This window comes from Arthrobacter sp. CAU 1506 (assembly GCF_005047635.1).
GTDB lineage: Bacteria > Actinomycetota > Actinomycetes > Actinomycetales > Micrococcaceae > Crystallibacter.
This window is the reverse complement of sequence record NZ_SUKC01000006.1, coordinates 28,142-55,099: the sequence shown is the minus strand read 5'-3', so window position 1 is coordinate 55,099 and position 26,958 is coordinate 28,142. Positions and strand designations below refer to the sequence as shown.

24 protein-coding genes and 1 tRNA gene are annotated in these 26,958 nt (G+C 66.2%); 9 read left to right on the top strand and 16 right to left on the bottom strand.

Going from position 1 to position 26,958, the window contains the following annotated elements:
• Window positions 1–10: 10 nt before the first annotated feature.
• From E4J89_RS08770 to E4J89_RS08755, 4 genes are read right to left on the bottom strand one after another with little or no spacing between them, the layout of a single operon-like run.
• Complete coding sequence (locus tag E4J89_RS08770; protein ID WP_136785753.1) at window positions 11–571, bottom strand: Na+/H+ antiporter subunit E; 561 nt, start codon at window positions 569–571, stop codon at window positions 11–13.
• A complete protein-coding gene (locus E4J89_RS08765) occupies window positions 568–2,190 on the bottom strand; it encodes a Na+/H+ antiporter subunit D (protein WP_136785752.1) in 1,623 nt (540 codons plus the stop codon). The genes E4J89_RS08770 and E4J89_RS08765 overlap by 4 nt, the downstream gene beginning before the upstream one ends.
• Complete coding sequence (locus E4J89_RS08760) at window positions 2,187–2,660, bottom strand: Na(+)/H(+) antiporter subunit C (protein ID WP_136785751.1); 474 nt, start codon at window positions 2,658–2,660, stop codon at window positions 2,187–2,189. Before E4J89_RS08760 ends, E4J89_RS08765 begins: the two co-directional genes overlap by 4 nt.
• Window positions 2,657–5,659, bottom strand: coding sequence for a Na+/H+ antiporter subunit A (locus E4J89_RS08755; protein WP_136785750.1), 3,003 nt, complete (start codon window positions 5,657–5,659; stop codon window positions 2,657–2,659). The genes E4J89_RS08760 and E4J89_RS08755 overlap by 4 nt, the downstream gene beginning before the upstream one ends.
• A gap of 218 nt (window positions 5,660–5,877) precedes the next feature.
• Here E4J89_RS08755 and E4J89_RS08750 point away from each other — a divergent pair, with 218 nt between their 5' ends.
• A complete protein-coding gene (locus E4J89_RS08750) occupies window positions 5,878–7,254 on the top strand; it encodes an MFS transporter (protein ID WP_136785749.1) in 1,377 nt (458 codons plus the stop codon).
• A 6-nt stretch (window positions 7,255–7,260) separates the two neighbouring features.
• Here E4J89_RS08750 and dcd read toward each other — a convergent pair whose 3' ends face one another.
• The 4 genes from dcd to E4J89_RS08730 all read right to left on the bottom strand — a co-directional run bounded on the left by dcd (window position 7,261) and on the right by E4J89_RS08730 (window position 10,498).
• On the bottom strand, window positions 7,261–7,842 hold the full coding sequence (gene dcd / locus E4J89_RS08745; RefSeq protein ID WP_136785748.1) for a dCTP deaminase: 582 nt from the start codon (window positions 7,840–7,842) through the stop codon (window positions 7,261–7,263).
• Window positions 7,843–8,038: 196 nt separating this feature from the next.
• Entirely contained in the window at window positions 8,039–8,914 is an 876-nt protein-coding gene (gene kynA / locus E4J89_RS08740; protein WP_136785747.1) for a tryptophan 2,3-dioxygenase, read from the bottom strand.
• Between the two features lie 85 nt (window positions 8,915–8,999).
• On the bottom strand, window positions 9,000–9,617 hold the full coding sequence (locus E4J89_RS08735) for a DinB family protein (protein WP_136785746.1): 618 nt from the start codon (window positions 9,615–9,617) through the stop codon (window positions 9,000–9,002).
• A gap of 53 nt (window positions 9,618–9,670) precedes the next feature.
• The gene (locus E4J89_RS08730; protein WP_136785745.1) at window positions 9,671–10,498 is read right to left on the bottom strand and encodes a DUF1684 domain-containing protein; all 828 of its coding nucleotides are present in this window, start codon (window positions 10,496–10,498) and stop codon (window positions 9,671–9,673) included.
• 222 nt (window positions 10,499–10,720) lie between these two features.
• Between E4J89_RS08730 and E4J89_RS08725 the strand changes: the two genes are divergently transcribed.
• The 5 genes from E4J89_RS08725 (at window position 10,721) to E4J89_RS08705 (ending at window position 15,296) form a co-directional block, all read left to right on the top strand.
• A complete protein-coding gene (locus E4J89_RS08725) occupies window positions 10,721–12,037 on the top strand; it encodes an extracellular solute-binding protein (protein ID WP_136785744.1) in 1,317 nt (438 codons plus the stop codon).
• Window positions 12,034–13,011, top strand: a complete 978-nt coding sequence (locus E4J89_RS08720) for a sugar ABC transporter permease (RefSeq protein ID WP_136785743.1) — start codon at window positions 12,034–12,036, stop codon at window positions 13,009–13,011. The genes E4J89_RS08725 and E4J89_RS08720 overlap by 4 nt, the downstream gene beginning before the upstream one ends.
• Window positions 13,011–13,853 (top strand): carbohydrate ABC transporter permease, encoded by an 843-nt coding sequence (locus E4J89_RS08715; RefSeq protein ID WP_136785742.1) that lies wholly within the window; start codon window positions 13,011–13,013, stop codon window positions 13,851–13,853. The genes E4J89_RS08720 and E4J89_RS08715 overlap by 1 nt, the downstream gene beginning before the upstream one ends.
• Before the next feature lie 24 nt (window positions 13,854–13,877).
• A complete protein-coding gene (gene ugpC / locus E4J89_RS08710) occupies window positions 13,878–15,146 on the top strand; it encodes a sn-glycerol-3-phosphate ABC transporter ATP-binding protein UgpC (protein ID WP_136785741.1) in 1,269 nt (422 codons plus the stop codon).
• Between the two features lie 76 nt (window positions 15,147–15,222).
• Window positions 15,223–15,296: transfer RNA gene (locus E4J89_RS08705), tRNA-Gly, on the top strand.
• A gap of 60 nt (window positions 15,297–15,356) precedes the next feature.
• On the opposite strand, the gene E4J89_RS08700 is transcribed toward E4J89_RS08705, so the two are convergent.
• Window positions 15,357–16,280, bottom strand: a complete 924-nt coding sequence (locus E4J89_RS08700) for a hypothetical protein (protein WP_136785740.1) — start codon at window positions 16,278–16,280, stop codon at window positions 15,357–15,359.
• A gap of 127 nt (window positions 16,281–16,407) precedes the next feature.
• On the opposite strand from E4J89_RS08700, the gene panD reads away from it, so the two are divergent.
• Window positions 16,408–16,821, top strand: coding sequence for an aspartate 1-decarboxylase (gene panD, locus E4J89_RS08695; RefSeq protein ID WP_136785739.1), 414 nt, complete (start codon window positions 16,408–16,410; stop codon window positions 16,819–16,821).
• A 32-nt stretch (window positions 16,822–16,853) separates the two neighbouring features.
• Here panD and E4J89_RS08690 read toward each other — a convergent pair whose 3' ends face one another.
• On the bottom strand, window positions 16,854–17,333 hold the full coding sequence (locus E4J89_RS08690) for a nucleoside deaminase (RefSeq protein ID WP_136785738.1): 480 nt from the start codon (window positions 17,331–17,333) through the stop codon (window positions 16,854–16,856).
• A gap of 69 nt (window positions 17,334–17,402) precedes the next feature.
• Between E4J89_RS08690 and E4J89_RS08685 the strand changes: the two genes are divergently transcribed.
• Together E4J89_RS08685 and E4J89_RS08680 are read left to right on the top strand one after the other, a co-directional pair.
• Window positions 17,403–19,112, top strand: coding sequence for a helicase HerA-like domain-containing protein (locus tag E4J89_RS08685; protein WP_136785737.1), 1,710 nt, complete (start codon window positions 17,403–17,405; stop codon window positions 19,110–19,112).
• Window positions 19,113–19,192: 80 nt separating this feature from the next.
• The gene (locus tag E4J89_RS08680) at window positions 19,193–20,179 is read left to right on the top strand and encodes a hypothetical protein (protein WP_240691807.1); all 987 of its coding nucleotides are present in this window, start codon (window positions 19,193–19,195) and stop codon (window positions 20,177–20,179) included.
• A gap of 93 nt (window positions 20,180–20,272) precedes the next feature.
• Here E4J89_RS08680 and E4J89_RS08675 read toward each other — a convergent pair whose 3' ends face one another.
• From E4J89_RS08675 to rpsN, 6 genes are all read right to left on the bottom strand, one after another.
• Window positions 20,273–22,312 (bottom strand): NHL domain-containing thioredoxin family protein, encoded by a 2,040-nt coding sequence (locus tag E4J89_RS08675; protein ID WP_136785736.1) that lies wholly within the window; start codon window positions 22,310–22,312, stop codon window positions 20,273–20,275.
• Complete coding sequence (locus tag E4J89_RS08670; RefSeq protein WP_136785878.1) at window positions 22,309–24,432, bottom strand: cytochrome c oxidase assembly protein; 2,124 nt, start codon at window positions 24,430–24,432, stop codon at window positions 22,309–22,311. Before E4J89_RS08670 ends, E4J89_RS08675 begins: the two co-directional genes overlap by 4 nt.
• A 70-nt stretch (window positions 24,433–24,502) precedes the next feature.
• Window positions 24,503–25,168 (bottom strand): copper resistance CopC family protein, encoded by a 666-nt coding sequence (locus E4J89_RS08665; protein ID WP_136785735.1) that lies wholly within the window; start codon window positions 25,166–25,168, stop codon window positions 24,503–24,505.
• Between the two features lie 37 nt (window positions 25,169–25,205).
• Window positions 25,206–25,817 carry a hypothetical protein gene (locus E4J89_RS08660; RefSeq protein ID WP_136785734.1) on the bottom strand — a complete coding sequence of 204 codons (612 nt, stop codon included), beginning with the start codon at window positions 25,815–25,817 and terminating at the stop codon, window positions 25,206–25,208.
• 146 nt (window positions 25,818–25,963) lie between these two features.
• The gene (locus E4J89_RS08655; protein WP_136785733.1) at window positions 25,964–26,248 is read right to left on the bottom strand and encodes an HU family DNA-binding protein; all 285 of its coding nucleotides are present in this window, start codon (window positions 26,246–26,248) and stop codon (window positions 25,964–25,966) included.
• A gap of 403 nt (window positions 26,249–26,651) precedes the next feature.
• Window positions 26,652–26,957, bottom strand: a complete 306-nt coding sequence (gene rpsN, locus E4J89_RS08650; protein ID WP_127512988.1) for a 30S ribosomal protein S14 — start codon at window positions 26,955–26,957, stop codon at window positions 26,652–26,654.
• Window position 26,958: the final 1 nt, after the last annotated feature.

Below are 26,958 nucleotides of genomic sequence, written 5' to 3'. Positions count from 1 at the left end.
ATCTCCACGTTTACGCTGCCCCTCCTCTGCCGGCGCCTTCGGCCTTGACCAGCTCCAGTTCTTGTTTGGTCCCCATCATCCTGATCAGCCCCGCCTCGATCTGGCGCACCTCGGCCTGGAACGCCTCGGCGGCTTCCTTGGTGTCCACGTCGATCACGTGCAGGTACAGCGTGGAGGTGGACCGGTCCACATCCACCACGAAGCTGCCTGGGATCAACGAGATGGCATGCCCGGTGGCAGTCACCAGCAAGTCCGAATGGCTTCGCAGTTGCACCGCCACCACCGCGTTGCGCAGCTTTGGCCCGGTCGTGAGGGCCAGCCAAAACACTTGGAAGCTGGCCACCGCCACTTTCCACACGAAGGTCGCGGCGAAGACCACGGCTGCGAGCGGATTGAAGCGGCCGCTCAGCTCCACCGGCGGCAGGTAGAACAGGTTCACGATCAGCAGCGCGATCAGCAGACCGAAAATCAGGTTGCCGGCGCTGAAGTCCTGCCACAGGGCGCCCCAGAGGAAGACCAGCCAGGCCAGCAGGGGCAGCTCGATCCAGATGGAGATGCGCGGTTTCCTCATTGGCCGGCCCCCTGCATGGCGCCTTCTCCGAGGACCGCCTCGATGTACGGCGTGCGCTGCAGCATCTCGCGGGCCGCCTGGTCGCTCAGGTCGAAGAGCGGTCCGGCGAAGACCGTCAGGGCCAGGCCCATTGCCACCAGCCCGATCGTCGGCCAGACCATCGGCATGGGCAGCAGTTGCACGATGCCCCGCCCGGTGAACCGGCCGTGCGGACGTTCCTCCACGTGGCGGGTGGTCCGTACCGCCGACCCGTCGGGTTTGGTCGCTACCAGTACCGGGTCCGGGTGTTCGGCGTCTTCCGGGCGCCGCCAGAACACACGGTTCCAGACCCGGGCCAGAGCAAGCAGCGTCAGCAGCGAGGTGATCATGCTGCCCGCCACCAGCACCCAGGCGACCGGGGTGCCCAGGTCCACGCCGCCCTGCACCAGGCCGATCTTGCCGAGGAAGCCGGAGAACGGCGGAATCCCGGCCAGGTTCATCGCCGGCACAAAGAACAGGATGGCCAGCAGCGGCGACAGTTTGGCCAGCCCGCCCAGCCGGTCCATGTTGGTGGTGCCGCCGCGGCGTTCAATCAGGCCCGCCACCAGGAACAGGCTGGTTTGCACGGTGATGTGGTGTGCCACATAGTAGACAGCGGCGCCTAGGCCCACCACCGAGGACATCGCCAAGCCGAAGACCATGTAGCCGATGTGGCTGACCAAGGTAAAGGAGAGCATACGTTTGATGTCGATCTGGGCCACCGCGCCCAGGATGCCGACCAGCATGGTCAGCACGGCCACCACCATCAGGAAGGTGTTCAGGCGGTCTCCCGGGAACAGCAGCGTCTCGGTGCGGATCAACGCATAGACGCCGACCTTGGTCAGCAGGCCGGCGAACACCGCGGTGACCGGTGCCGGCGCCGTCGGGTAGGAGTCAGGCAGCCAGAAGGACAACGGGAAGACCGCCGCCTTGATGCCGAAGGCCACCAGCAGCATGAGGTGCAGGGTCATCTGCGTCGACGGCTCCAACTCGCCGAGCTTGATCGCCAGGTCGGCCATGTTGATGGTTCCGGTCGCCGCGTAGATCATCGCGATGGACACCAGGAACAGCATCGAGGAGATGACGCTGACGACGACGTAGGTCACCCCGGCGCGGATGCGCGGGCTGGTGCCGCCCAGGGTCATCAGGACATAGCTTGCCGTGAGCAGCATTTCGAAGCCCACATACAGGTTGAACAGATCGCCGGTCAGGAATGCGTTGGACACACCGGCCACCAGGATCAGGTAGGTCGGGTGGAAGATCGAGACCGGGCCTTCTTCGTCACTGTCCGCCATGCCCTGGCCGGAGGCATACAGCAGCACCGCCAGGCTGACGGCGGAGGAGACTACCAGCATCAGCGCGGACAGTTCGTCGACCACCATGGTGATCCCGAACGGCGGAATCCAGCCGCCGATGTTCACCGCCTGGGCACCGTTGGCCCAGGCCGAGGCCAGCATGACGACCTCCAGCGCCAGCGTCACGGTCAGCGTGGTGGCACCGGTACGGCGTTGGGCGTTCGGGTGGCGGATCAGCACGAACGCCAAGGCTGCGCCCAGCAGCGGCAGGACTACTGCCAGCGGCGCGATCTGTGCGGCGTTCACTTCTCCCTCTCCGTCCGGGCCCTGTTGGTGGCAGGTGTTTCCTCCGCCTCGTCCGGCGGGACGAACTCGGTGGTTTCCGCCGGGATCTCGGCGTCGTCTTCTGCGTCGAAGGTCGGCTGGTTTGCCACGCGGCGGTCTTCGATATCGTCCTGGACCTCGTCCTGCCGTCCCAGAACCCAGGAACGGTAGATGATCGCCAACATGAACGCGGTGACCGCAAAGGAGATCACGATGGAGGTAAGGATCAAGGCCTGTGGCAGCGGATCACTGTAGGTCTCCGCTGGGACGTCCATCCCGAAGATCGGCGCCAGTCCGGCGGGTCCGCCGGTGCTGAGCAGCAGCAGGTTCGCGCCGTTGGTGATCAGCATGAGGCCGAGCATCACTCGGGTCAGGCTACGTTCCAGGATCAGGTAGACGCCCACGGCGAACAGCACACCCATCACCAGCAGCAGGGTCAGGTTGACCGTCATGAGGACACCTCCTCCTCGATCGTTGCCGGCGGATGGAGTTCCGAGGTCTTGCGGCCGCGGGAAGTGCGCTCCTCGGAGCGTTCGTCGATTTCCGAGCCGAAGCTGCGCAGCACGTCCAGCACCAGTCCGACCACCACCAGGTAGACACCGATGTCAAAAATCGTCGAAGTGACGAACTTGTGGTCACCGAAGACCGGCAGGCTGAACTCGATGATGGCGCTTTGGAAGACCTGTCCGCCCAGGAAGAGCGGGACGACAGCGGTCAGGGACGCGGCGGCGAGCCCCAAGCCCAGCAGCAGGCCGGCGCTGATCGGCGTCGCTTCCGCCAACTCCACCCGTCCACCGGCCAGGTAGCGGATGGTCAGTGCTATGCCGGCCAGCAGCCCGCCGGCAAAACCGCCGCCGGGCAGGTTGTGGCCGGCCAGCAGCAAGTAGACGGAGAAGATCATGACCGAGTGGAAGAGCAGTCGGGTGATTACTTCGAAGATGATGGATCGGCGTTCCGGTGCCAGTGTCCGGCCGGCCACCAGCCAGGCGTCGCGCGGCACTACGGCGAACTTGCGGGCGGTCGCCAGGGCCGCAGCCTCTCGGTCTGAGTGCGCCACCATTTCGTAGCCGCGGCCCACCGAGCCGCTGGCAACAGCGTCAACGGATTGCGGGCGTTTGTCCCCGCGGCCGCGGATAAAGATCAGGCTGGCCACTCCGGTGGCGGCAAGGGCGAGGACGGAGATTTCCCCGAAGGTGTCCCACGCCCGGATGTCCACCAGGATGACGTTGACGATGTTCCGGCCGCCGCCGTCCTCGTAAGCCAGCTTCGGCAGGGCAAGTGATATCGGATCTGCCGTGCGTGCCGCCATCGCCGTCATTGCGATAACGATCATGGTCAGGCCAAAGCCCGCACCAATGATGGCGCGGAGCAGTTTGAACCGGCCGGGTGTGCGCAGCCATAGCCGCGCCGGCAGCGATCGCAGCGCCAGCACGATGGCCACCAGGGAAATGGTTTCCACCAGCAGCTGGGTCAGGGCCAGGTCCGGAGCGCCCTGGATGGCAAAGATAAAGGCCAGTCCGTAGCCGGTCACCGAGACCATCAGCACCGCCATGAAGCGCTTGTTCGCGCGGATGGCGCCGAGCGCTCCGGCCGCCACGATCAGTCCCGCAATGGCCTGCGCCGGAGTGTCGAACCACACCAGGCTTTCCGGCAGCGGGGCATCCATCAGCACGACGGCGGTCAGCGGCGTCACGATGGCCACCACCAGGATCACGCACAGGTAGAAGACCAACGAACCGCGCTGGGTCCGGCCGGTGACCCAGATGGCCACCTCGTCCAGGACACCGATGATGCCGCGGTAGATCCGGTCGGCGTCGGGAATGAAGTGGATTTTCGCTTGGAAGGCGGCAACCGGGGTCCGCAGCAGGAACAGGGCCACGCCGGCGGCCAGGGTGATTCCGGTCAGCCCCAGCGCCGGGGTCAATCCATGCCAGAGCGCCAGATGCGTGGCTACCGTGTCCAGCGGGAAGAGTTCGGCATACGGCTCCACGGCTTCTTCCACCGGAACCGGCCATAGCCCGAACAACAAGGTGGCCACGGCCAGGATGGCCGGCGCCGCCAGGAAGGCCCACGGGACAGGTTTGAAGTCAATGGCCGCGAGCCCGGGCTTGGCCGCGAATCCGCCCCAGATGAAACGGGCGCTGTAGGCGAAGGTCAGGATGGAGCCAATCACGATGCCGGCCAGCAGCAGACCGCCCACCCAGCCGGAGGCCTCCTCGCGGTGGATGAAGGCTTCGTAGACCGACTCCTTGGCAACGAATCCCAGCAACGGGGGCAGGCCGGCCATCGAGGCGGCGCCCACCAACGCGACCGCGAAGAGCTTCGGTGCCTTGCGGTACAGGTGGGACAGTTCGCGGATGTCGCGGGTGCCGGCCTGGTGGTCGATGATGCCCACCACCAGGAACAGCGTCGCCTTGAAGAAGCCGTGCGCCAAGAGCAGGCCCAGGCCGGCCAAGGCAGCTTCCTGCGAACCAAGTCCCACCACGAGGGTCAGGAAACCCAGCTGGCTAACCGTGCCGTAGGCCAGGATCAGCTTCAGGTCGTGCTGGCGCAGGGCCTGCCAGCCGCCCACCAGCATGGTCAGCAGCCCGAGTCCCAGCACCACGGGATGCCAGTACTCGGTGCTGGAGAATCCGGGCGATAGTAGGGCGATGAGGTAGATGCCGGCCTTCACCATGGCCGCTGCATGCAGGTACGCGCTGACCGGCGTCGGAGCGGCCATCGCGGCCGGGAGCCAGAAGTGGAACGGCACCAGGGCCGACTTGCTGATGGCCCCGACCAGGATGAGCAGGATGGCAATGTCAATGATCTGCCCGTAGGCCAGGATCGAGCTGGCGTTGGCGAGGATCTCGGAGATCCGGTAGGTGCCGGCGGTCTGGCCGATCATCAGGATGCCCACCAGCATGGCCAGGCCGCCGAAGGTGGTGACCATCAAGGCCTGCAACGCCGACCTACGCGCCGACAGCCGGTGCCGGGCGTAGCCGATCAGCAGGTAGGAGAGGACACTGGTCAGCTCCCAGAAGATGTACATCAGGATCAGGTCGTCGGCGGTGACCAGACCGAACATGGCGCCGCTGAAGGCCAGCAGCTGTGCACCGAAGGGACCGATGTCGGGATCGTCGGCCTTGAAATACCGGGCGCAATAGAACAGCACCAGTGCCCCGACACCGAGAATCAAGATGCAGAGCACGGCGGCCAGCGTGTCCATCCGGAATGCCAGCTGCAGTTGCAGGCCCGGCACCCAGTCGATGACTACCGACGGCGGGGCATTGGGAGCGCCGTCCAGAGCTTTCTGGTTCGCGTTGGTGTAGTTGCCGAACGTGGCAATCAGCCAGACGAAACCGGCCGCCGGGACCGCAGCCAGAATGTAGAAGGTTGACCGACCCAGTTTCCGGAAAATCAAAGGCGCTACAAAGGCCACCGCAAAAAGCAGGGTGAGCACAATCAGCACGAGGATACTCCGGAACTTCCTTCAGGTATTGCAAGGATCAGGCGGACAAGGGCATGCTTCATTCTACCCATGGCATAAACGCTTCCGTGCCCGCGGGTGCGGCGCCCGGGGCGCCGGATCTGGCCCGCCACGCCCTCGGACCCACTGTTCGGCAAAGATTCACGGGGCGTGCGGCGCTGCTCGAAGTTCGCAGCAGGCGAAACGGATAGCATCGCGGTATGACTGACTCGGCGGGCATTCCGGCAACCCAAGAAGCGGGCGGTGCGGCGGTAGAGCGCTTGAACAAAAAGCAGGTCCTCGCCTGGGCATCCTGGGACTGGGGGTCGGCGGCTTTCAATGCCGTGATGACGACGTTCGTCTTCACTGTCTATCTGACCAGTGACGTCTTCGGCGGCGAGGCGTTCGCTTCGGAAATCCTCGGCTACGGACTGGCCATTGCCGGGCTGGCCATTGCCCTGCTGGCGCCGGTGACCGGTCAGCGTTCGGACACCGGTGGCCGCCGCAGACTCTGGCTTGGCATCAACAGTGTGGCTGTGGCTGTGCTGACCGGCCTCTGCTTCTTCGTCTTCCCCTCGCCGGGTTTCCTGTTCCTGGGTGTAGCGCTGATCGCGCTGGCCAACGTGTTTTTCGAGTTCGCGAATGTGAATTACTACGCGATGCTCACGCAAATTTCCACCCCGTCGACGATCGGCAAAGTCAGCGGATTCGGCTGGGCCATGGGCTATGTTGGCGGGGTCGTGGCGCTGGCCCTGGTGCTGGTCGGGTTTGTCCTGCCGGAGACCGGGTGGTTCGGCGCGACTGCGGACAACGGGCTGAACATCCGCCTGGTGGCGGTGTTCTGCGCGGTCTGGTTTATGGCCTTCGCGCTGCCGGTGCTGTTTGCCGTTCCGGAGATCCCCCGGCAGCCGGCGGCCGCATCGCTGGGTTTCTTCGCGTCCTACGGGCTGCTCTTCCGCCGCATCAAGGCAATCTTCCGCTCCAGCCCGCACACGATTTTCTTCCTCATCGCCAGTGCAATTTTCCGCGACGGGCTCGCCGCAGTGTTTACCTTCGGCGGGGTGATTGCCGCCGGCACCTTCGGCTTTTCACTCAGCCAGGTCATCGTCTTCGCCATTGCCGGCAACGTTGTTGCGGCGCTCGGTGCGGTCTGCGGCGGGGTGCTGGACGACCGGGTCGGCCCGAAGAACGTCATCGTCTGGGCCTTGTCCGGACTGATCGTCGCGGCCGCCGCGATCTTCGTCTTGGGCGCCGGCGACCATGTGTTCTTCGGCAGCGCCTGGACCGGCGACACCACCTTCTGGGTGTTCGGGCTGCTGCTGTGCCTGTTCGTCGGCCCGGCACAGTCGTCGTCGCGCGCCTATCTGGCCCGGCTCGCACCCCGGGGTGAGGAAGGCGAATTTTTCGGCCTCTACGCCACCACCGGCCGGGCGGTCAGCTTCCTGGCGCCTTCGCTGTTCGCACTCTTCATCACCGTCTTCGGCGAACAGCGCTACGGCATCCTGGGCATCCTGGTGGTGCTGCTGGCCGGCCTGCTAATGCTGCTGCCGGTCAAAACGCCGGCACAGATCCAGCCCGCCGCCACGCCTGCGGCCTGAGCGGGATCAGCGGTCGATGACCGTGCGGTGGAAATTCTGGAAGCTGCGGGACGCGGTGGGGCCGCGCTGGCCCTGATAGCGGTTGCCGTATTCGCCGGAACCGTAGGGATGCTCAGCCGGCGACGACAGCCGGAAGAAGCACAACTGGCCGATCTTGGAACCCGGCCACAGCTTGATCGGCAGTGTTGCCATGTTGGAGAGTTCCAGCGTCACGTGCCCGGAGAAACCGGGATCAATGAATCCCGCCGTCGAGTGCGTCAGCAGGCCCAGCCGTCCCAGCGAAGACTTGCCCTCCAGCCGGGCGGCAATGTCGTCGGGCAGCGTCACCGTCTCGTAGGTGGAGCCGAGCACGAACTCGCCCGGATGCAGGATGAGCGGCTCCTCCGGGTCCACCTCCACCAGGCGGGTGAGCTCGGGCTGCTCCAGTTGCGGGTCGATGTGTGCGTACTTGTGGTTGTCGAACAGCCGGAAGAACCGGTCAAGCCGCACGTCCACGCTCGAGGGCTGGATCATGTCCGGCTGGAACGGATCAAGAATGATGCGTTCGGAGTCCAATTCGGCACGAATATCACGGTCGGAGATCAGCACACTCTAAAAATACACGGGACCGGCGGCCTCCCCTGCCCGCATGACGCGCCGCCGTCGTGAAGGATCCGCGCTGGGCCCCTGTCCCGATCCACGCTGGGGTGCGACCATGGAATCAGTCGGCCGCACAACGTCCGTTGGCGGCCACAAGGCCGCTGTCGGCGGGGGAACGAACGGCCTCCGCCGGCAGCCCTCTCCGCTAGCGCTGTTCGACCGGTCCAGCCTTGCCGATCTCCGTACGCACCGCATACAGCTCCGGGAAAAACGTGAGCTCCAGTGCCCGGCGGAGGAAGCCGACGCCGGAGGATCCGCCGGTGCCGCGCTTCATGCCGATGGTCCGCTCCACCGTCTTCAGGTGCCGGAAGCGCCAGAGCTGGAAGTTGTCTTCCAGATCCACCAGTTCCTCGCAGGCCTCATAGACGTCCCAGTTCTGCCCGGCGTTCTCGTAGACGGCGGTGAAGGTTGCTACCAGTTCCGGGTTGAAGACGTGCGCCTCGGTCACATCCCGGTCCAGCAATTCCGCCGGGATCCGATAGCCGTGCCGGTGCAGGTAAGCCAAGAACTCGTCGTAGACGCTGCTCTGGTCCAGCAGTTCCGCGAGCAAGGCCTGCGCCGCCGGATCATCCGCGAAGACGTCCAGCATGTCCTTGTTCTTGTTGCCCAGCAGGAACTCCACCGCGCGGTATTGATAGGACTGGAAGCCCGACGACGATCCCAACGCCCCGCGGAACTCCGCGTACTCGGAGGGCGTCAGCGTTGCCAGCACCGACCATTGCTCGGTCAGCGAGCGCTGGATGTGCTTGATCCTGGCGATGCCCTTCATCGCGAAGCGCAGGTCGTCGTCGCGCAGTTTCTGCCGCACCGTGCGCAGCTCGTGCAGCACCAGTTTCAGCCACAGCTCGGAGGTCTGGTGCTGGATGATGAACAGCAGCTCGTCGTGGTGCTCCGGCCGGCTGACCGGGTGCTGGGCAGCGAGCAGCTGGTCCAGGGACAAGTAGGAGCCATAGCTCATCTTGTCCGAGAAATCGGTCTCGATACGGTCTTCGAGCCGGCGGGTGTTCTTGTCTACGGTCATGGCAGCTTCCGTCGGTTCCCCTGCGTCTTTGCAGGCCTGCTACCAGCCTACGGCCAAGCCAGGCTCCTGCCGGCGCACGTCGACCTCATTCGCGGACCGATGAGTCCCAACGCCACGTCGCTCCACGGGTTTCGGGCGTTCTGCCGCTGGCCCTCAAGAGGTCTTGCCATGCGTCGTCCGTCCGCTCCGCCGTCGGAAAAATCCGGTCCAGCACCCTGCCGATCACCCCGTCATCCGGGCGGTAGTCGATGTCCTGCGCTGCGAGGATATCGAAGCCGTGCAGCACCGCTTCGGCCACGCCCATCGCGGCAAAGCCGGACGCGTCGGAATTTCCCGCCGGATGGTAGCCCCTGTGACCTGCCGGTGCAGTGGCGGTGACGGCGTACAGCAGGCCGGCCGAAGCGTCGAAGCAGCTGACGATCCCGGCCGTCCCAGCAGCGGGGTCGGGCCACATCAAGATGTCCGGCCCGCCTGGCCGCCACGGCGGCGGATCCAGCAACACCACGTAGTCGTCCTGCGGCGGACGCCGGCCGGACAGCTGCATTGCGTAGAACGCGAAGTCGTCCATCACGTGGGCGGCCGTCTCGCGGCAATTCCACGCCAGTTCGAGCGCCGGGGTGTCCCAGGCATCGTCCGGCAGTTCAGCGAAGCGGCCGGCCAGGTCGTCGGTAATGATGCGGAAATCGTCCGCCGTTGGTCCCATCCGACGATCCTCCCCCAGACCGGCTTCCGGCGCCACCGTTTCCGCCGCCGGGTTCAGCGCGCCCGGCGTTCACCGGCTTCCACCGGGGCCGCGATGACGTTGCCGTCCACCGGCATCGGGCAGGTGCCGAAGTCGGTGAAGGCGCTGGGAAAGTTCGTGGCGCGGTTGAAATCGATCAGCACGGATCCGTCCGGTCCAGGCCGGCGCGTGGCGACTGACCGCCAGCCTGCGGTGGTGTCGCCGTTGGTGGCGTCATGGAAGTTCAGCGACAGCGCACCGAGCTTCTCGGGCTCGGCTACCAGCCGGTGCACGGTGCCGTCCAACTCGAAGCTGACCGTGCCCACCGCGGTGATCGCGCCGGGGACGTCCGGGTTCGATGTGCCGATCGGCAGGATCTGCGGCTGGTCGTATTCCTCGAACATGCCGGCCACCACCAGATCGGGGTTGTAGTCGAATACGGGCACGGCCTCGAAGTCCGCGTGCACCGGCGAGTCATTGTCCCGGGTCCGGACGGCATAGCGGTCGCCGCGGGCGGCGAGTTCGACGGCGATGCTGCCGCGGCGCACCCAGAACAGCGATTCCTCATTGCCCAAGGTGGCGGTAAACGTGCCGACCGCCGGCTCGCCGGTCTCCATGAAGTACAAGTCGTCGTCGGCGGTCGCTGTCAGGGTGGCATGTCCGCCGACGGATGCCGGACCGTTGGCGCTCCACAGGCCGGTGAGATGTTCCAGTGGCGCCGGCTCGGCAGGCAGCCACTGCAACGAGGTCAGCGTGAGCCAGCCGTGCTCGACGGCCAACGCCCGGTTCCGGTTATCCCGGAAGCGCAACCAACTGTCCCGCTTCCGGGCATCTTCACTTGGATTTTCCCGTGAATTGAGCATGCTCGCCTTTCCTCACACTGCGCCGACAGTTGCCGGACGGTATGCGGCACAACGTCCCGTCCTGCTCCCGGTATTCCCCCGGATCGCGGGCTCCTGGGCCCGCGCGAACCATGGCGCAATTGCCTGCAGGAGAATACGCTCTACTTCTACGAGGCAGCGTGGCACATACCAGCGACAGATGCCGCGCAGCCGGAGTGTCTACCAGAACGGGGAGGCCAGCCGATGCCCAGAGACGGAAACCGGCCGCGCTACCGGCGCGGCACAGCTCGAGCCGGAGCGGTGGTGCTGGCGCTCGGAGCCACCCTGCTGGCGGGCTGCAGCACCGAAGAGGGGCCTCCCACCCTGACCTGGTACATCAACCCCGACGCCGGCGGCCAGGCAGCGATCGCCGAGAAGTGTACCGAGGCCGCCGGAGGCGAGTACCGGATTGAAACCTCGCTGCTGCCCAATGAGGCCGCATCACAGCGGGAGCAGTTGGCCCGGCGGCTGGCAGCCGGCGACTCGTCGCTGGACATCATGAGCCTGGACCCACCGTTCATCCCAGAACTGGCGGAGCCGGGATTCCTGGCTCCCGTCCCGGACACCGTTGCGCAGCGCACCACGCAGAACGTCGTGGAGGGGGCCCTCACCGGGGCCACGTGGAAGGACAAGCTCGTTGCCGTTCCGTTCTGGGCCAACACGCAACTGCTCTGGTACCGGAAGTCGGTGGCCGAGGCCGCCGGCCTGGACATGTCGAAGCCGGTCACCTGGCAACAGCTGATCGACGCCGCCGCCAAGGAAGACAAGTACCTGGGTGTGCAGGGCCAGCGCGGCGAATCCATGACGGTCTGGCTGAATGCCCTGGTCGAATCGGCCGGCGGCCACATTCTGGAGAATCCGGAGGCCAAGGCCGACCAGATCCAGTTAGGCCTGGCCAGCAAGGCCGGCACGGAGGCCGCGCAGGTCATTTCCACCATCGGCAAGGACGGCCTGGGCGGACCGGGGCTGCCCACCCAGGACGAAAACAATTCGATGACCCTGTTCCAAGGCGACAAAGGGTCGTTTATGGTCAACTGGCCGTTCGTCTGGCCTGCGACCAACGCCGCAGTGGAGGACGGCACACTGGATCCGTCGCTGCTCAAGGACATCGGCTGGACGCTCTACCCGCGGATGAACGAAGGCGAGCAGTCTGCGCCGCCGCTCGGCGGCATCAACCTGGGTGTTGGGGCGGCCAGCAAGCACCCTGATCTGGCCTACGCCGCGATCGAGTGCATCGTCTCGCCGGAGAACCAGGCCGAGTACTTCATTACCAACGGCAACCCGCCCTCGAACACCGAAGCCTACAAGGATCCGCGGATCAAGGAATCCTTCCCGATGGCCGACACCATCCGCGAGTCCTTGGAACTGTCTGCACCTCGCCCGCAGACGGTCTTCTATAACGAGGTTTCCACCAGCCTGCAGCAGAACTTCGCCCCGCCGGACCAGGTGGATCCCGCCATCACGCCACAGGAGACGTCGGACTTCATCGTTTCCGTCCTACGGGGGGAGAACCTGCTGTGAGCACCACGACCGAAACGCCCACGCTCCCGAGCGGCGAAACCGGGCGCGCCGGCCGGCGTCGCGCCGTCCAACAGTTCAGTGACCGTGCGAAAGCCGAGCGCCGGCTCGGCTGGTGGCTGGCGGGCCCGGCCTTCGTCGTCATGCTGGCCGTCACCGCCTACCCGATCCTGCAGGCGATGTACGACTCGCTGTTCAGCTACCGGCTCACCGCTCCGGACGAGCGCGCGTTCGTCGGGTTGGCCAACTACGGCGTGGTCCTCACGGACGTGGTCTGGTGGCGGGACCTCGGGGTGACGCTGCTGATCACGGTGGTGACCGTCGTCGTGGAACTCATCCTCGGCTTCGCGCTGGCGCTGGTGATGCACAAGGCGCTCAAGGCGGTGCGCGGCTGGCTGCGCACCGCCATCCTGGTCCCGTACGGCATCATCACCGTGGTCTCCGCGTTTGCCTGGTTCTACATGTTCGATATCAATTCCGGCTTCGTGAATACCTGGTTCAACTGGGTGCCAGGGATCAGTCCGGACCTGAACTGGTTCGCCGGCACGTGGACCTCGCTGTTCGTGATCATGGCCAGCGAGATCTGGAAGACCACACCGTTCATTTCGCTGCTGCTGCTGGCCGGCCTGGCGCAGGTGCCGGACGAGCTGACCGAAGCCGCGGAAGTGGACGGCGCCACGTGGTGGCAGCGGATGCAACGGGTCATCCTGCCGAACATGAAGGCGGCGATCATGGTGGCCGTGCTGTTCCGGGCGCTCGATGCGTTCCGAATATTCGACAACGTCTTCATCATGACCAACGGTGCGTTCAATACCGAGGTGCTCTCACTGCTGGCCTACCGGACATCCATCGGGCGCCTGGAAATCGGCCTCGGCTCCGCGGTCTCGGTGCTGCTGTTCGTCTGTGTGCTGCTGATCTGTTTCATCGCCATCAAACTGTTCAAAGTGGACCTCGCCAGCCAGAGAGGAGGGAAGTGATGAAAGCATCACGGACCAAAGAGCGGGTGACCTGGACCATCATTTCCGTGCTGGTGCTGATCTATGCGCTGTTTCCGGTGGCGTCCATTCTGGCGACCTCGTTCAAGCTGCCCAGCGACCTGACCTCGGGCAAGTTCATGCCCACCACGTGGACTGGATCAAACTATGAACAGATTCTGGTCGGCTCGGCGCAGGAATTGTTCCTCAGCTCCTTGCGGAATTCCATCGGCATCGCGCTGATCGCTACCTTCATCGCCGTTGTCCTGGCCACGCTCTGCGCCTATGCGATTGCCCGGCTGGACTTCCCGGGCAAAAAGGTCATCCTCACCACCGCGCTGGCGGTATCCATCTTCCCGGTGATCTCGATTGTCACCCCGTTGTTCAACCTCTGGCGCAACATCGGCCTGTACGACACCTGGCCGGGCCTGATCATCCCCTACCTGTCGCTGACCCTGCCCATCTCCATCTGGACGCTGGCGGCGTTCTTCCGCCAGATCCCGTGGGAACTGGAGCAGGCCGCGCAGGTGGACGGGGCCACCACGTGGCAAGCGTTCCGCAAGGCCATCGTGCCGCTGGCCGCGCCGGGCGTCTTCACCACGGCGATCATTGCGTTCTTCATCGCCTGGAACGACTTCGTCTACGGCATCTCGCTGACCTCCACTGAGGCCGCGCGGCCGGTTCCCGCGGCACTGGCCTTCTTCACCGGCGCGTCCCAGTTCGAATCCCCGGTCGGCGCCATCTCTGCGGCGGCCATCATCGTCACCATTCCCATTGTGCTGCTGGTCCTGTTGTTCCAGCGCCAAATCGTCTCCGGCCTGACCCAAGGCGCCGTCAAGGGCTAGGCCCGCGGCAGGAAAGGACATCCCATGGCATCGATCACGTTGCAGAACCTCGTCAAGCAGTACGGCGACGGCTTCCCCGCGGTCAACGACGTCAGCATCGACATCGAGGACGGCGAGTTCATCATCTTGGTGGGTCCATCCGGCTGCGGCAAGTCGACGCTGCTGCGCATGATCGTGGGGCTGGAGGACATCACCTCCGGTGACTTGCTGATCGACGGCCAGCGCGTCAACGAGAAGGCGCCCCGGGACCGGAACCTGGCCATGGTGTTCCAGAACTATGCCCTCTATCCGCACCTGACGGTGTTCGAGAACATCGCGTTTCCGTTGCGGTTGGCCAAGGGAAAGCACACCGAAGACGAGATCCGGAAGCTGGTCACGGACGCTGCGAAGACGCTGGAGCTGACTGATCATCTGGAGCGCAAACCGGGCAACCTCTCCGGCGGCCAGCGGCAGCGCGTGGCCATGGGGCGGGCGATCGTCCGGCAAGCGGATGCGTTCTTGTTCGACGAGCCGCTGTCCAACCTGGACGCCAAGCTGCGCGGGCAGATGCGCTCGGAGATCTCGCAGATGCAACGCCGGCTCGGCGTCACCAGTGTCTATGTCACGCACGACCAGACCGAAGCCATGACGCTGGGCGACCGCGTAGCCGTGCTGAAGAAGGGAATACTGCAGCAGATTGCTTCGCCGCGTGAATTGTACGAGCAGCCGGTCAATCTGTTCGTGGCGGGCTTTATCGGCTCTCCGTCGATGAACTTCCTGCCCGCCACCCTGGAGGGCAGCGTTTTGAAGACGCCGATCGGGAACATTCCGGTGACCGAGGACAAAGCCAGGGCCGCCGAGGGCAAGAGCGTGGTGCTGGTGGGCCTGCGGCCGGAGTTCTTCGAAGATGCTTCGCTGGTGGAAGAGCATAAGAAGGACAAGGGGTCTACGTTTACGGCCGAACTGACCCATACCGAGTGGCTTGGCAACGAACAGTACGGCTACATCAACTTCGACCCGGATCCGGAGGTGCGCGAACTGCTCAATTCACTGGCCGCGGACATGGATGCCGACGAGTTGCGGCCGCAAATCGTGGTCACCTTGGACGCCGCCAGCCGAATCCGCGGCGGGCGCTCGGCGGAACTCTGGCTGGATACCCGCAAGATGCACCTGTTCGATCCGGAAACCGGGGAAAACCTGACTCGTGATGCCGAAGCAGGTGCAGCCCTGACCCAAGAGGCCAACGCGGCCCGGGCCGAAGAAATCAGCGAAGCCCGCGAGCGCGAAGCCTCCACGGCAGGCCAGCCGGCCTGAATTCCGGCTGGTCGCTGACCTGGGGTAAACTCGGTTTCATTGTTTGACCGGGTCCGGCTTCCAGGCCGGACCCTGTGCGGGCGTAGCTCAATGGTAGAGCGCTAGCTTCCCAAGCTCGATACGCGGGTTCGATTCCCGTCGCCCGCTCCACGCGCACCCCGGCCCATCGGCCGGGGTGCTTCTTTTTCCGCTGCCGGTCGGCGGCTGGTCCTACTCGATGTCCTCGTCGGGCTCGAAGCCGGAGCGGTCAACCGCGCGGTGGTAGCGCATGCCGGCGGCACCGCCCAGAAGGGCTCCGGCCAGGCTGGCCAGCAGCACTACGGCCAGTGCAATCAGGCCCGGAACGGTCAGCTCTTGGAGGGGTCGTTCGATGACCGGCACGGACGGCCCGGTCAGCACACGGAGACCGCCGAGGGCCAGCCCAATCAGTCCCGCGAGGACCGACGTCACGAGGCCCCACAGCCAGACCGCCAGACCCTGCCGGACGCCGTCGAACCGTGCCATCCGCCCGGCCACGTAACCGCCGCCTAGATACGCCAGCAAGAAGATGACCGCCAGGGCGATCGCCGAGGTCAGGGCTTCCGGACCGCTGCTTGCCGCGATGTTGTCCAACCAGCCGCGCACTTGGGCCTCATTGGCCCACCCGAAGGCCGCGGCCACGCCGACCGCCACGGAGGTGATCAGCACGATCAGGCCCGATGCGGTCAGCCAGCCGAAAAACGCCGAGCCCAGTCTCACCCCTCCGAAGGCGTTATGTTCCCGCAGATACAGCGACTCCGCGTCGAGGGCTGCTTCGGGCCGGTAGGCACTGGTGTCGCTGTAGTTCCGTTCGGCGGCGATTGGCCGGTCCTGCCCCGCGCGGCCGGCGCGGGCATCCGGGTCCATGCTGTCCGCGGTGGGGCGGTCCGCGGAGGGGCGGCGCTCGAAGGCGGCAGTCTGCTGTTGGTCCGGGCTCGAGGCCTGCGTGGGCGCGGGTGCCGTTTGTGTGGCGGCCGGCATGGCCTGTGTGGGCGGAGGCGCAGCCTCCCTGGGCGCCGGCACGGGTTCCTGAGGTTTCCCCGAGCCTGCCGGGGCATCGGCTCCCCGCCGGGGGCCGCCGTCGTCGTCCCGATCACTGCCGATGTCCGAACTCATGAATGCCTCCTGCTTCGATGGGTCACATCGTGGCCTTCCGGTGGGTCCACCCTAGTCGCGGGGCTACCGGCAAACCAGAACCGGATCCGTTTCACCGGTGGCCGGCGGGAGACTAAACTTGGACGCGATGATGCGCAAAATGTTCAAGTCCAAGATCCACCGGGCTACGGTGACGCACGCCGACCTGCATTACGTGGGGTCCGTGACCGTGGACCTTGATCTGCTGGATGCCGCCGACATCCTTCCCGGCGAACTGGTGTCCATTGTGGATGTCACCAACGGTGCCCGGCTGGAGACCTACGCCATCGCCGGCGAACGCGGATCAGGCGTGATCGGCATCAACGGGGCCGCGGCGCACCTGATGCATGTAGGTGACCTGGTCATCCTGATCACCTACGCGGACATGAGCGACGCGGAGGCGCGGTCCTTCGTTCCCTCCGTGGTGCATGTGGACGCGGACAATAAGATCGTGGAGCTGGGCTCCGATCCGGCTGAGTCCGTGGACGAAGGGCTGATGCGGCCGCCGTACGCGGTTAAATAGCCCTCCCCCACCGTCCCCGGCCGGCCGGGAGTTCAGCGCCGGTGGAACCGCTGGTGCAGCCCGCGGACCTCGTCCGCCAGCTCCGCGGACGGCCCGCCGACCTCGATGCCCGGCGCTACCTGCTGGATCGGCAACGCGGCGACCGGCGCCGGTCCGACGCCCCATTCCGCCAGCCAACCGCCCAACTGGTCCGACGACGCGGCGTAGACGATCCGTCCCAGCCCTACCCAGGCGTGCGCAGCCGAACACATCGGGCAGTGCTCGCCGGAGGTGTAGACGGTTGCCCGAAGCCGTTGCTCGGGCGGCAGGTTGCTGGCCGCCCAGCGGGCAATCTCGAATTCCGGATGCCGGGTCTGGTCGCCGCCTTTGACCCGGTTGCGGTCCTCGAACAGCACGTTGCCGCCGGCGTCGACCAGTACCGAGCCGAACGGCTCATCGCCGTCGTCCAATGCTTCACGGGCCAAGTCCACGCAGCGGCGCAGATGTCTGAGGTCCTCGGGTGTCAGTTCCATCCGCTGATTATGGCAGAACCGGCGCCGCGGAGCCTTTAGCTGGCAACGTGCGTGGTCTACGCTTCTGCCATGGTGCGGACTCCGGCAGAACATGTGGCAGCCATCCGGCAGGGTTATGGCTTTGACGGGCCGGCCATCCATCTGGGCGCCGCTCTGGTGGACGGCGCAGTGCATCCGGACGCAGCGGTACGGTTGCCGCTGGCCATGATGAACCGGCATGGCTTGATTTCCGGCGCCACCGGCACGGGCAAGACGATCACGCTGCAGGTCATCGCCGAACAGCTCTCCGCCCACGGTGTCCCCGTGTTCCTGGCGGACATCAAGGGCGACCTGACGGGTTTGTCCACCCCGTCGGCCGGGAGCACCAAGCTCGCCGAGCGCACGGCCGCAGTCGGGCAGGACTGGAAACCGGCGGCCTACCCGGTGGAGTACCTGTCGCTGGGTGGTGACGGCACCGGTGTGCCCGTCCGCGCCCGGATCTCCGATTTCGGCCCGCTGCTGCTGTCCCGGGTGATGGAACTGAACGAGACGCAGGAATCCAGTCTGCAACTGGTCTTCTACTACGCGGACAAGAACGACCTGGAGCTTTACAATCTGGCGGACCTGCGCGCCGTCATCCAGTTCCTGGTCTCCGACGAGGGCAAAGCGGCGCTTGAGAACCTGGGCGGGCTGTCCAAGGCCACGGCCGGAGTGATCCTGCGCGAGTTGGTCTCCTTGGAGGCCCAGGGCATGGACGCGTTCTTTGGCGAGACCGAATTCGACACCGCCGAGCTCTTGCGTACCGCCGGGGACGGCCGCGGCATCATCTCCTGCCTGGAGCTGTCCTCGTTGCAGCAGCGGCCGCTGCTGTTCTCCACCTTCATGATGTGGCTGATCGCCGACCTGTTTGCGGAGCTGCCGGAGGTGGGCGATGCGGCACAACCCAAGCTGGTGTTCTTCCTGGACGAGGCGCACCTGCTGTTCCGTGACGCCTCCAAGGCGTTCCTGCAGTCCATCGCCAGCACGGTGCGGCTGATCCGGTCCAAAGGCGTAGGCATCTTCTTTGTCACCCAGACACCGCGGGATGTTCCGGCGGACGTGCTGGGCCAGCTGGCCAACCGCGTCCAGCACGCGCTCCGCGCCTTCACTCCCGAGGACGCCAAGGCGCTGAAGTCCACCGTCTCCACCTTCCCGGTGAGCGACTACGACCTGGAAGAGGTGCTGACCAGCGCCGGGATCGGCGAAGCGGTGGTGACCGTGATGAATGAGCAAGGAGTTCCGACGCCGGTGGCCTGGACCCGGCTCTGCTCCCCCGGCTCCACCATGGGGCCCTCCCCGGCAGCGACCGTGCAGGCCATTGTGGACGGGTCTTCGCTGATGCCCGTCTACGGGCCGGTGGTGGACAGCCGCTCGGCGTTCGAAAAGCTCACCGGAAACTCCGCATCCCCCGGGTCCGGCGGTTCCGGGAACTCCGGGAACGGCACATCCCCCGAAAGCACGACGGCGCAGGGCTCGGCTCCGCAGTCCGCCGCGCCGCCGTCCGCGGCTGACATCGACGCCGAGGCCCGCCGCATCGAGGAAACCATCCTCGGCCGTCCGTCCACCCGGCCCGCCACGCCTGCCCCGCCGGCGGACAGTCCCCGGCCCGCCCCGGTGCCCGACAACGCGCCGCCGCAACAGACCGGACGGGGTGCTGACAACGATGCGCTGAAGGACATGGCCCTGCAAACCGCCTCCGTGCTGGGGCGTGAACTGATGCGCGGCCTGTTCGGAACGCGGCGGCGCCGCCGGCGCTGGTAACAGGGGCACCGCCGTCGTTGGCGCTGTAACGTGGCGGATGCCGATCTCGGCTGCCGCCGCGAGCGGGTAACGTAGGGTTGGTGGGAAATTCGAGAGTACTCAGGACCGTAGCCACGTGGCTGCTGTGCTTGATGCTTGCCGTGGCCGCTGCCGCGCTGACCGTTGTGCTGGTCAATGCGTTCGTGTTCAGCCCGCAGCACCAGGTCAAGGCTTATTTCAACGCTTTGGAAGACGGTGACGGCGGGACCGCGCTCGGCTTGCTGCACGCGACCGTGCCAGACGCCAACGCCGCCCTGCTCGACGGCGCCGCGCTCAAGGCCTCGGTGGACACGCTGGCCAATCTGGAAATCCAGGATCCGATTCCGACTGGCGACAACAGGGTGGACCAACCGGTCAGCTACACGGTCGACGGAGTCGCCCACACCACAACCTTCTCCTTGGAAAAGACCGGCACCACCTGGCTCTTCTTCAACCAGTGGTCCTTCGTGCCCAGCACCCTCCCCACCATCAGCGTGGACGTGGTCAATGAAAACGAAGCCTCGCTGAACGGTACCCGGGTGGCCCTGCCGGAGGGCAAGAATTCCTTCGCCGTGTTCTACCCCGGCAGCTTCGAGGCCCACTACGCCAGCGATTACTTCGCCGCGCCGGTGGTCGAATCGGTCCTGACCGGCCCGCAGCATGCCCAGGACGCCAGGCTCTCGCTGGCGACCGCGGCCACGCCCAAGCTGGTGGATGATCTGAGCGGCCAGGTCAATGCCTTCCTCGACTCGTGTGCGGAGCAGCGCGTGCTGCAACCCTCCGGCTGCCCGTTCAGCGCAGCCATGGACCGGGTCCAGGACGACACCATCCGCTGGTCGATCGAAGACTATCCCGAGGTCAAGGTGGAACCGTTCAAGGGCAACTGGGTGCTCAGCCCACTGACCGGGGTGGCGAAGCTGAACGTGGTGGAAATCGACTTGTTCACCGGTGCCTCGGTGGAACGCGAGCTGAAGCAGTCCTTCGATTTCACCGGCCGGTTGTCCGTTAATGACGGACACGTGACGCTGACCCCGGTGGTGGAGTACTAGCAGCTCAGCCACTCATCAAATGCCACTGATCAAACGCCGGGGGCGGACAGGATTCCCTGTCCGCCCCCGGCGTTTGTGTGTCTGCGTGTGCGGTTAGTCCAGCCCGCGCAGGTCCAGCGTCAGTTCTCCGGTTCCCGAGCCGATCACTACCGGGATGCCCCAGTCCTGCTGGTAGAGGTGGCAGGCGGCGTGGTCCGGGATCTCGCCGCCGGGCTCGCCGTCGCACGCCGCCGCCCGGGCGGTGATGTGCAGAACGCCCTCGCTGACGTCGCCGGACAGCACCAGTTCGCGCTGCAGGCCGACGGAAGTGCCGCCACCGTGAACCAGCAGGTTCTCCGGCGAGGAGGAGATCTTTAACTGGGTGGGATCGCCCCAGCGGTCATCCAGCTTCTGGCCCTTGGGAGCGGCGAAACGGACGGTCAGCGCCAGCGGGCCGGCCGACACTTCGGTCTTGGGCCGTTGTGTCTGCGAGGCCCCCTCGTCCACCGTCAGCGCTTCCTTGGGGATGGGCAGCCGGATGAGCTGGTGCTTGTTCGCCTCGACCACCAGCAGCAGCGGTTCGCCTCCGTCGGCCACGGCCGAGGTGTCCAGCAGCACGTCGGAGGGCTCGGCGAGGCCGCGTGCCAGCGTGGAGACGGTCTCGGTGACCGGATCGTAGCGGCGCACCGCCCCGTTGTAGGTGTCCGCCACCGCCACGGAACCGTCCGGCAGGACCGCCACGCCCAGAGGATGCTGCAGCCGCGCCTCGGTGGCCGCGCCGTCGCGGAAACCGAAGTCGAAGAGTCCGGCGCCAATGGCCGTGGACACCTGGACCCGGCTTTCACCGTGGACGTCCACGAAGGAGATCTTGCGCAGCGACGACGTTTCCGAGTCCGCAACCCAGATGTTGCCCGCCGCGTCGCCGGCCAGGCCGGACGACTGGGCGAACCAGGCCACGGTGGCATCGCCGTCCTGCAGGCCCTCCAGCCCGGTACCGGCCAGGATGGCCACCTTGCCGGAGACCGGATCAAAGGTGAAGATCTGGTGCACGCCGGCCATCGCGACGACGACGGCGTTCAGTTGCACCGACCAGTAGACATCCCAGGGCGAACTGAGCGAGACAGCCAGCGGGTCGGCTGCCAGCTGCGTCCAGTTGGAAGCGATGGCTTCGGCGAGTTCCTCTTCCAGCGCCTCGCCGGAAGGGGCTTCGTCCGCGACGGAGCCGGGGCCCGCCTGCGCCATGCCCGGAGCGGTCCGCTGGGTGTCCGCATCCAGCAGCCGCTGCACGCCGTTGCCTGCCACCGTGGTGACCTGGCCGGTGGCCAGCGAGAGTCCGCGCAGCCGATGGTTCACCGAGTCTGCGATCACGACGTCGTAGCCCGCCTGGGCGCGGATCTCTTCCGGCAGCAGGGCCAGGCCCTGGGGTTCGTTGAACTTGGCTTCGCCGGAAGGCCCGTCCTGCCAGCCTTTGTCGCCGGACCCGTAGGTCGCGAGCACCGTGGACAGGTCCGCGGCCAGTTCCACCAGCCGGTGGTGCCCGGTGTCGGTGACCAGGAAGGATCCGCCCTGGGATCCCACGCCGTCCGGCAGTGGGATGACCTTCCCCGGGAAGCGCAGGTCGCCGGCGGTGGTTTCCGCGGGGACGTAGGGTCCGTCGCCGCGGTGCAGGGTGCCCTTGGCTTCGTGCTCGGCCACCAGTTCCTCCATCAGCGACTCCAGGCCGCCGGCGTGGCCTTCGCCGGACAGGTGGGCCACGATGTAGCCCTCCGGGTCAATCACCACCAGCGTCGGCCATGCCCGGGCGGCGTACGCCTGCCAGGTGTCCAGCTCCGGGTCGTCCAGTACCGGGTGCTGGATCTCGTAGCGCTCCACGGCCGCGGCCAGTGCCACCGGGTCGGCCTCGTGCTCGAACTTGGGCGAATGCACGCCGACCGTGACCAGCACGTCCTTGTACTTCGCCTCCAGCGGCCGCAGCTCGTCCAGCACATGGAGGCAGTTGATGCAGCAGAACGTCCAGAAATCCAGCAGCACAATCTTGCCGCGCAGGTCTTCCAGTCCCAGCTGCTTGCCGCCGGTGTTGAGCCAGTTGCGGCCCACAAGGTCGGAGCCACGGACCCGGTAGCTAGTGCGGATGGTCTCGGCTGCCTCTGTCATCTGGATTCTCCTTGGGTCCGGCCCGCATTATCCGGGTCCGGAGCGGGCTCCCGCCCGTTGGTGGTTTTCGGTACGTCTTGCTGGCTGCCGGGGGTCCGGTGGCCAGCGGCCGGCCGGACGGCCCCGGGCGGGACCATACGTTCGTCCTGCCGGGCCATCCTGGCAAACATATCGTTATAAGCTGCCAGCTCGGCGTCGTTATTCCTCTCGGCTGAACGATCTTTACGCTTTGTTTCCCGGGCATCCGCGCGGGACCACATGATCGCCACTCCGACGGCGACGCAGAGGGTGGGGATTTCGCCGACGCCCCACATGATGGCTCCGCCGACTTGCTGGTCGTCCATGGCCGAGAGGCCCCACTCTCGGCCCATGCTGCCGAACCAGGAAGCCTGGATCAGGGTGGTGGAGCTGGTCAGGGCCACCCCGAAGAAGGCGTGGAAGGCCATCGTGGCGAACAGGATCAGCAACCGCATGGGATACGGGGCCCGCCGCGGCAGCGGGTCCTGGCCGATCATCGTGAGGATGAAGATGTAGCCGGTCAGCAGGAAGTGCAGGTTCATCAGCTCGTGCCCGGTGTGTTCATCCAGGGCAAACCGGAAGAGCGGCGAGTAGTAGAAGATGATGATCGAGCCGGCAAAGTTCGCCGCGGCGAAGAGCGGGTGCGTGATGACCTGCGAGTACTTCGAATGCACCAGCCAGAGGATCCATTCGCGCAGGCCCTTGCTCCCATCCCCGCGCGGCGGCAGCGCCTTCAGCGCCAGCGTGATCGGCGACCCCAGGACAAGGAACAGCGGCACCACCATGGTCAGGGCCATGTGGTCCAGCATGTGCGCGCTGAAGAGCACCATCCCGTAGACGGCCGGGGCCCCGGAGGTGACGTAGGTCAGCGCCAGCAAGCCGACAATCCAGCTGACCGTCCTGGCCACCGGCCAGCGGTCGCCGCGGCGGTGCAGCCTGACGGCGGCCACCAGGTAGGCGATGCCGGCGACCAAGGCGAAGGTGACCCACAGCCAGTCCCAGCGCCAGACCGTCAGCCAACTTCCGCCGACAAGTTCGGGCGGCAGGTCGTAACCGGTCAGGATGCGTGCCGGGGACGCATCCACCGGCAGTTCTTCCGGCGTGGGCGGCGCGGTGCGGCCCAGGGCCGTGGCAATACCGAACACCGCCGCCATGATCAGCAACTCCACCGTGATCAGCTGCCACAGCACCCGCTTGCCGGACAGGGTGCCCAGCTCGGGGATGATCCACTGCCGGTGCATCAAGCCGATTGCCCCCAGCAGCAGCGTGGCAAGGGCCTTGATCACCACCAGCACGCCGTAGGGGCTGGAGAGCTGGTCCAGCGAGGTGATCCGGATCGAGGCGTTGATAATGCCGGAGAAGAAGACCAGGAAGAAGCTGATCAGGGCCAGCGAAGAGTAGCGGCGCAGCACCTGGCCGGTGATGTCCTTGGTGCCCAGCGTTCCGGAAATGAACGCCAGCACAATGATGCCGCCCACCCAGAGGCAGGCGCCCAGCAGGTGCAGGCCGATTGAGTTGACCGCCCCGTAGTGGTCGTCGCCGCCGGCTGAGTGCCCGATCAGGGCCATCGGCAGCAGTCCGCCAATCGTGGCCAGCGCGAGCGTCATGGCCAGCCCCGGAAGAGAGCGGATGCCCAATATGAGCGTGGCCACGATGGCTGCCACGATGGTGATGGACAGCCAGGCCTGGCCGGTGCCGATATCCGTCATGAAGCCCACGAATCCGGCGGTGTAGCTGGCATCTCCGCTGAGCGGCAGACCGGCGATGTCAGAGAAGCTGAAGACCAGCACGGTCATCGCGGCCAGCGTCCAGACAACCGCCGCAATCGCGGCCAGCCGCAGCGCGGCGGTGAAGGCCGGGTGCTCTGGCCCCTCGTCGCCGCGGCCGGGCCTGCGGTTGGGTCGCAGCTGCTTGGGCAGGATCCCGACGGCGAACAGCAGCGAAGCGATGACCGCTGCCAAGGCCGTGTTGTTGACGGCCTTGGCCAGTGGGAGCGCCCAGCGGGTCAGCGCACCGGGATCCGACAGCTGCCGGGCCGCGGCAGCCCCGGAATACAGCAGCGCGGCAACAAGCGCCAGCACCAGGACAATGGCGCCGGCCAGGATCCAGCCACGGCCGACCCCGCCTGCGGTAATCGCCGCAGGACGTGGTTTAGCTGGTGGAGCCAATCGCTCAGCCACGACCGCCCGTGCCTCCGCCACGCTTGCTGATCACAAAGGCGGCCAGACCTGCGGCGATGGCCAACGCGCCGGCGCCCAGTGCGACGAAGAGCCCGGTGGTGCTGGGGCCCTTGGATTGTTCGGTGGGAGCCGCCGCGCTGCCGGAGTCCTCGGCTGCGGGTGACGTTGCAGAACCGGCCGCCGCCACCGAGAACTTCAGGTTGCCCTCGATCGGGTGACCGTCGCTGGAAACGACGCGCCAGCCCAGCTGGTAGTCCCCGTCCGGCATGCCGTCCTGCAGCGGAATGCTGACCTTGCTGCCGCTCAGCACCGGCGCCCCCGCGGCCCAATCGGTGCCTTCGGCGTCCAGCACCTGGGTAGTGGCGCCGATGTCCATCACGTTCGCACTGAAGCTGAGCGTGATCTCCGCGGGCGGTGTGTCCAGGACGGCGCCGTTCTCCGGCGTCGATCCGATCAGTTCGTCGTGCGCAGCAGCCGGGCGGGCCATGGCCAGTGCCAGGGCCAGCCAGAGCAGCATGGCGATCAGTGCAGCCGCGAGCAGCCGGCGGGTGGTCGCTTGCCGGGCAGCACGGAGGTGTTCCTCGCGGCGCTGCCGGGAGGCCGAAGACTCGTCGGTACTGATGCGCACCGGGGCAGGGGTGTTCAGGTGGTGGTTCATCACGTTCTTTCGTCAGGGGATGCGCTGTGTGCGCGGGTCAGAAAGCGTGATTCAACGGCGGCCCCCGGTGCCGCAAGGCCAGCAGCGGCACGCCCAGGGCTGCGAACGGCTGGATCAGCAGTTCCACCGGAGCGGCCAGCCGGGCCCGGGGAATCGGGCGCCAGCTGCTCAGCCTGCGCGGAGCGGCCAGGGCCACTGTTCCAACCAGCGCGGCCGCAGCATGTTCGCCGCGGCGCAGCAGCAGGACGGTGGCCGCGGCCGCAGCGAGATGTGCTGCCAGCATGGCCGGACTCGTGGCGGTGGCCGCCGCGCCGGAGACTTCGGGCAGCAGTGCTCCGGCCGGCAGCAGGGCATCATGATGGCCCGCATGGCCAAGCCCGGGAGGGAGGCCCTCAGGTGCGGCGTGGCCCAACTGGAACAGCAGGTGGTAGATGGCCTGGCTGGTGCCCACTGCCGCCAGCAAACGTGCCCAGGACAGCGACTTGCCGGCCAGGCCGACGCAGACCAGCCCGGCGAAGGCAAACGCCAGAAGCCAGACGGCCGGCGCGGGGACGTGGCCGCCACCGGCTAAGTGCGAGAGCGCTGCGAGGGAGGTGGCCACGGCAGCGCCCAGCCAGCCGCGTAGCAGCCGACCTTCCCGCTGGACCATGCCCTCAGTCCTCCGTCCACAATTCGTCGAGTACGCGCAATACGGCACACACCCGCCGCCTATTTTACCGCCCGTAGAAGGCCGGGGGTTAAACAGCAGGACCGCCACCGGTTGCCGGTGGCGGTCCTGCTGAAGTAAAGGTGGGACTACTTCTTGGCGACAGCAGCCTTCAGCTTGGAACCAGCGGTCAGCTTGACGCTGTGGCCAGCCGGGATCTGGATGGATTCGCCGGTCTGCGGGTTGCGGCCGGTGCGGGCCGCACGGTCGGTGCGCTCGACGGCGAGCCAGCCCGGGATGGTGATCTTCTCGCCCTTGGCGACGGAGGTTGCGAAGATGTCGAAGACAGCGTCCAGAACACCGTTCACTGCGGTCTGGCTGGTGCCAGCCTTCTCTGCAACAGCTGCAACAAGTTCACTGCGGTTGATAGCCAATTTTTGTCCTCCTGGACTGCTTTGGTTTGGTCAGAGCTTCCGCGGCTGCGGAAAGCTACTGAGCGAAAACTTACCAGCTTGGCACCCCAGATCCGGCAAAATCCGCGGAATCTGGCGGTTTTTTTAGCGAATTACCCGGATTTTGAGCCGATTCCGCCCTCGGGGGCTCGCTTTTTCCGCCGAGAGCATAGGATGTGCGCTTTCCGCGCGTCGCTCTGAGGAGTAGTTCCCCGCAGCGGAGGGCACCGCCGTGATCATCTATGAGGTCCTTGAGGACGCCCAGGACAGGCCGCCCGGGGCTGAACGTCTGCCCGGAAGCTACCTCCCGGGCAGCGAAAAGGGCGGCGGTCCCGGAATGGGACCGCCGCCCTTCAAGCAGCTTCATGGTGAAGCCAGCAGGTTCTTACCAGCTGGACTTCTTGATGCCCGGCAGTTCGCCGTTGTGCGCCATGGTACGGAAGCGCACGCGGGAGATGCCGAACTTCTGGAGCGTGCCGCGGGGGCGGCCATCGATCTGGTCGCGGTTGCGGACGCGGACCGGAGAAGCGTTGCGGGGCAGCTTCTGCAGGCCCAGGCGGGCCTCTTCGCGGGCCTCGTCGGTCGCGTTAGCGTCGACCAGGGTCTTCTTCAGCTCGGCACGCTTCGCGGCGTAACGCTCGACAACGACCTTGCGCTGCTCATTGCGAGCAATCTTGGACTTCTTGGCCATG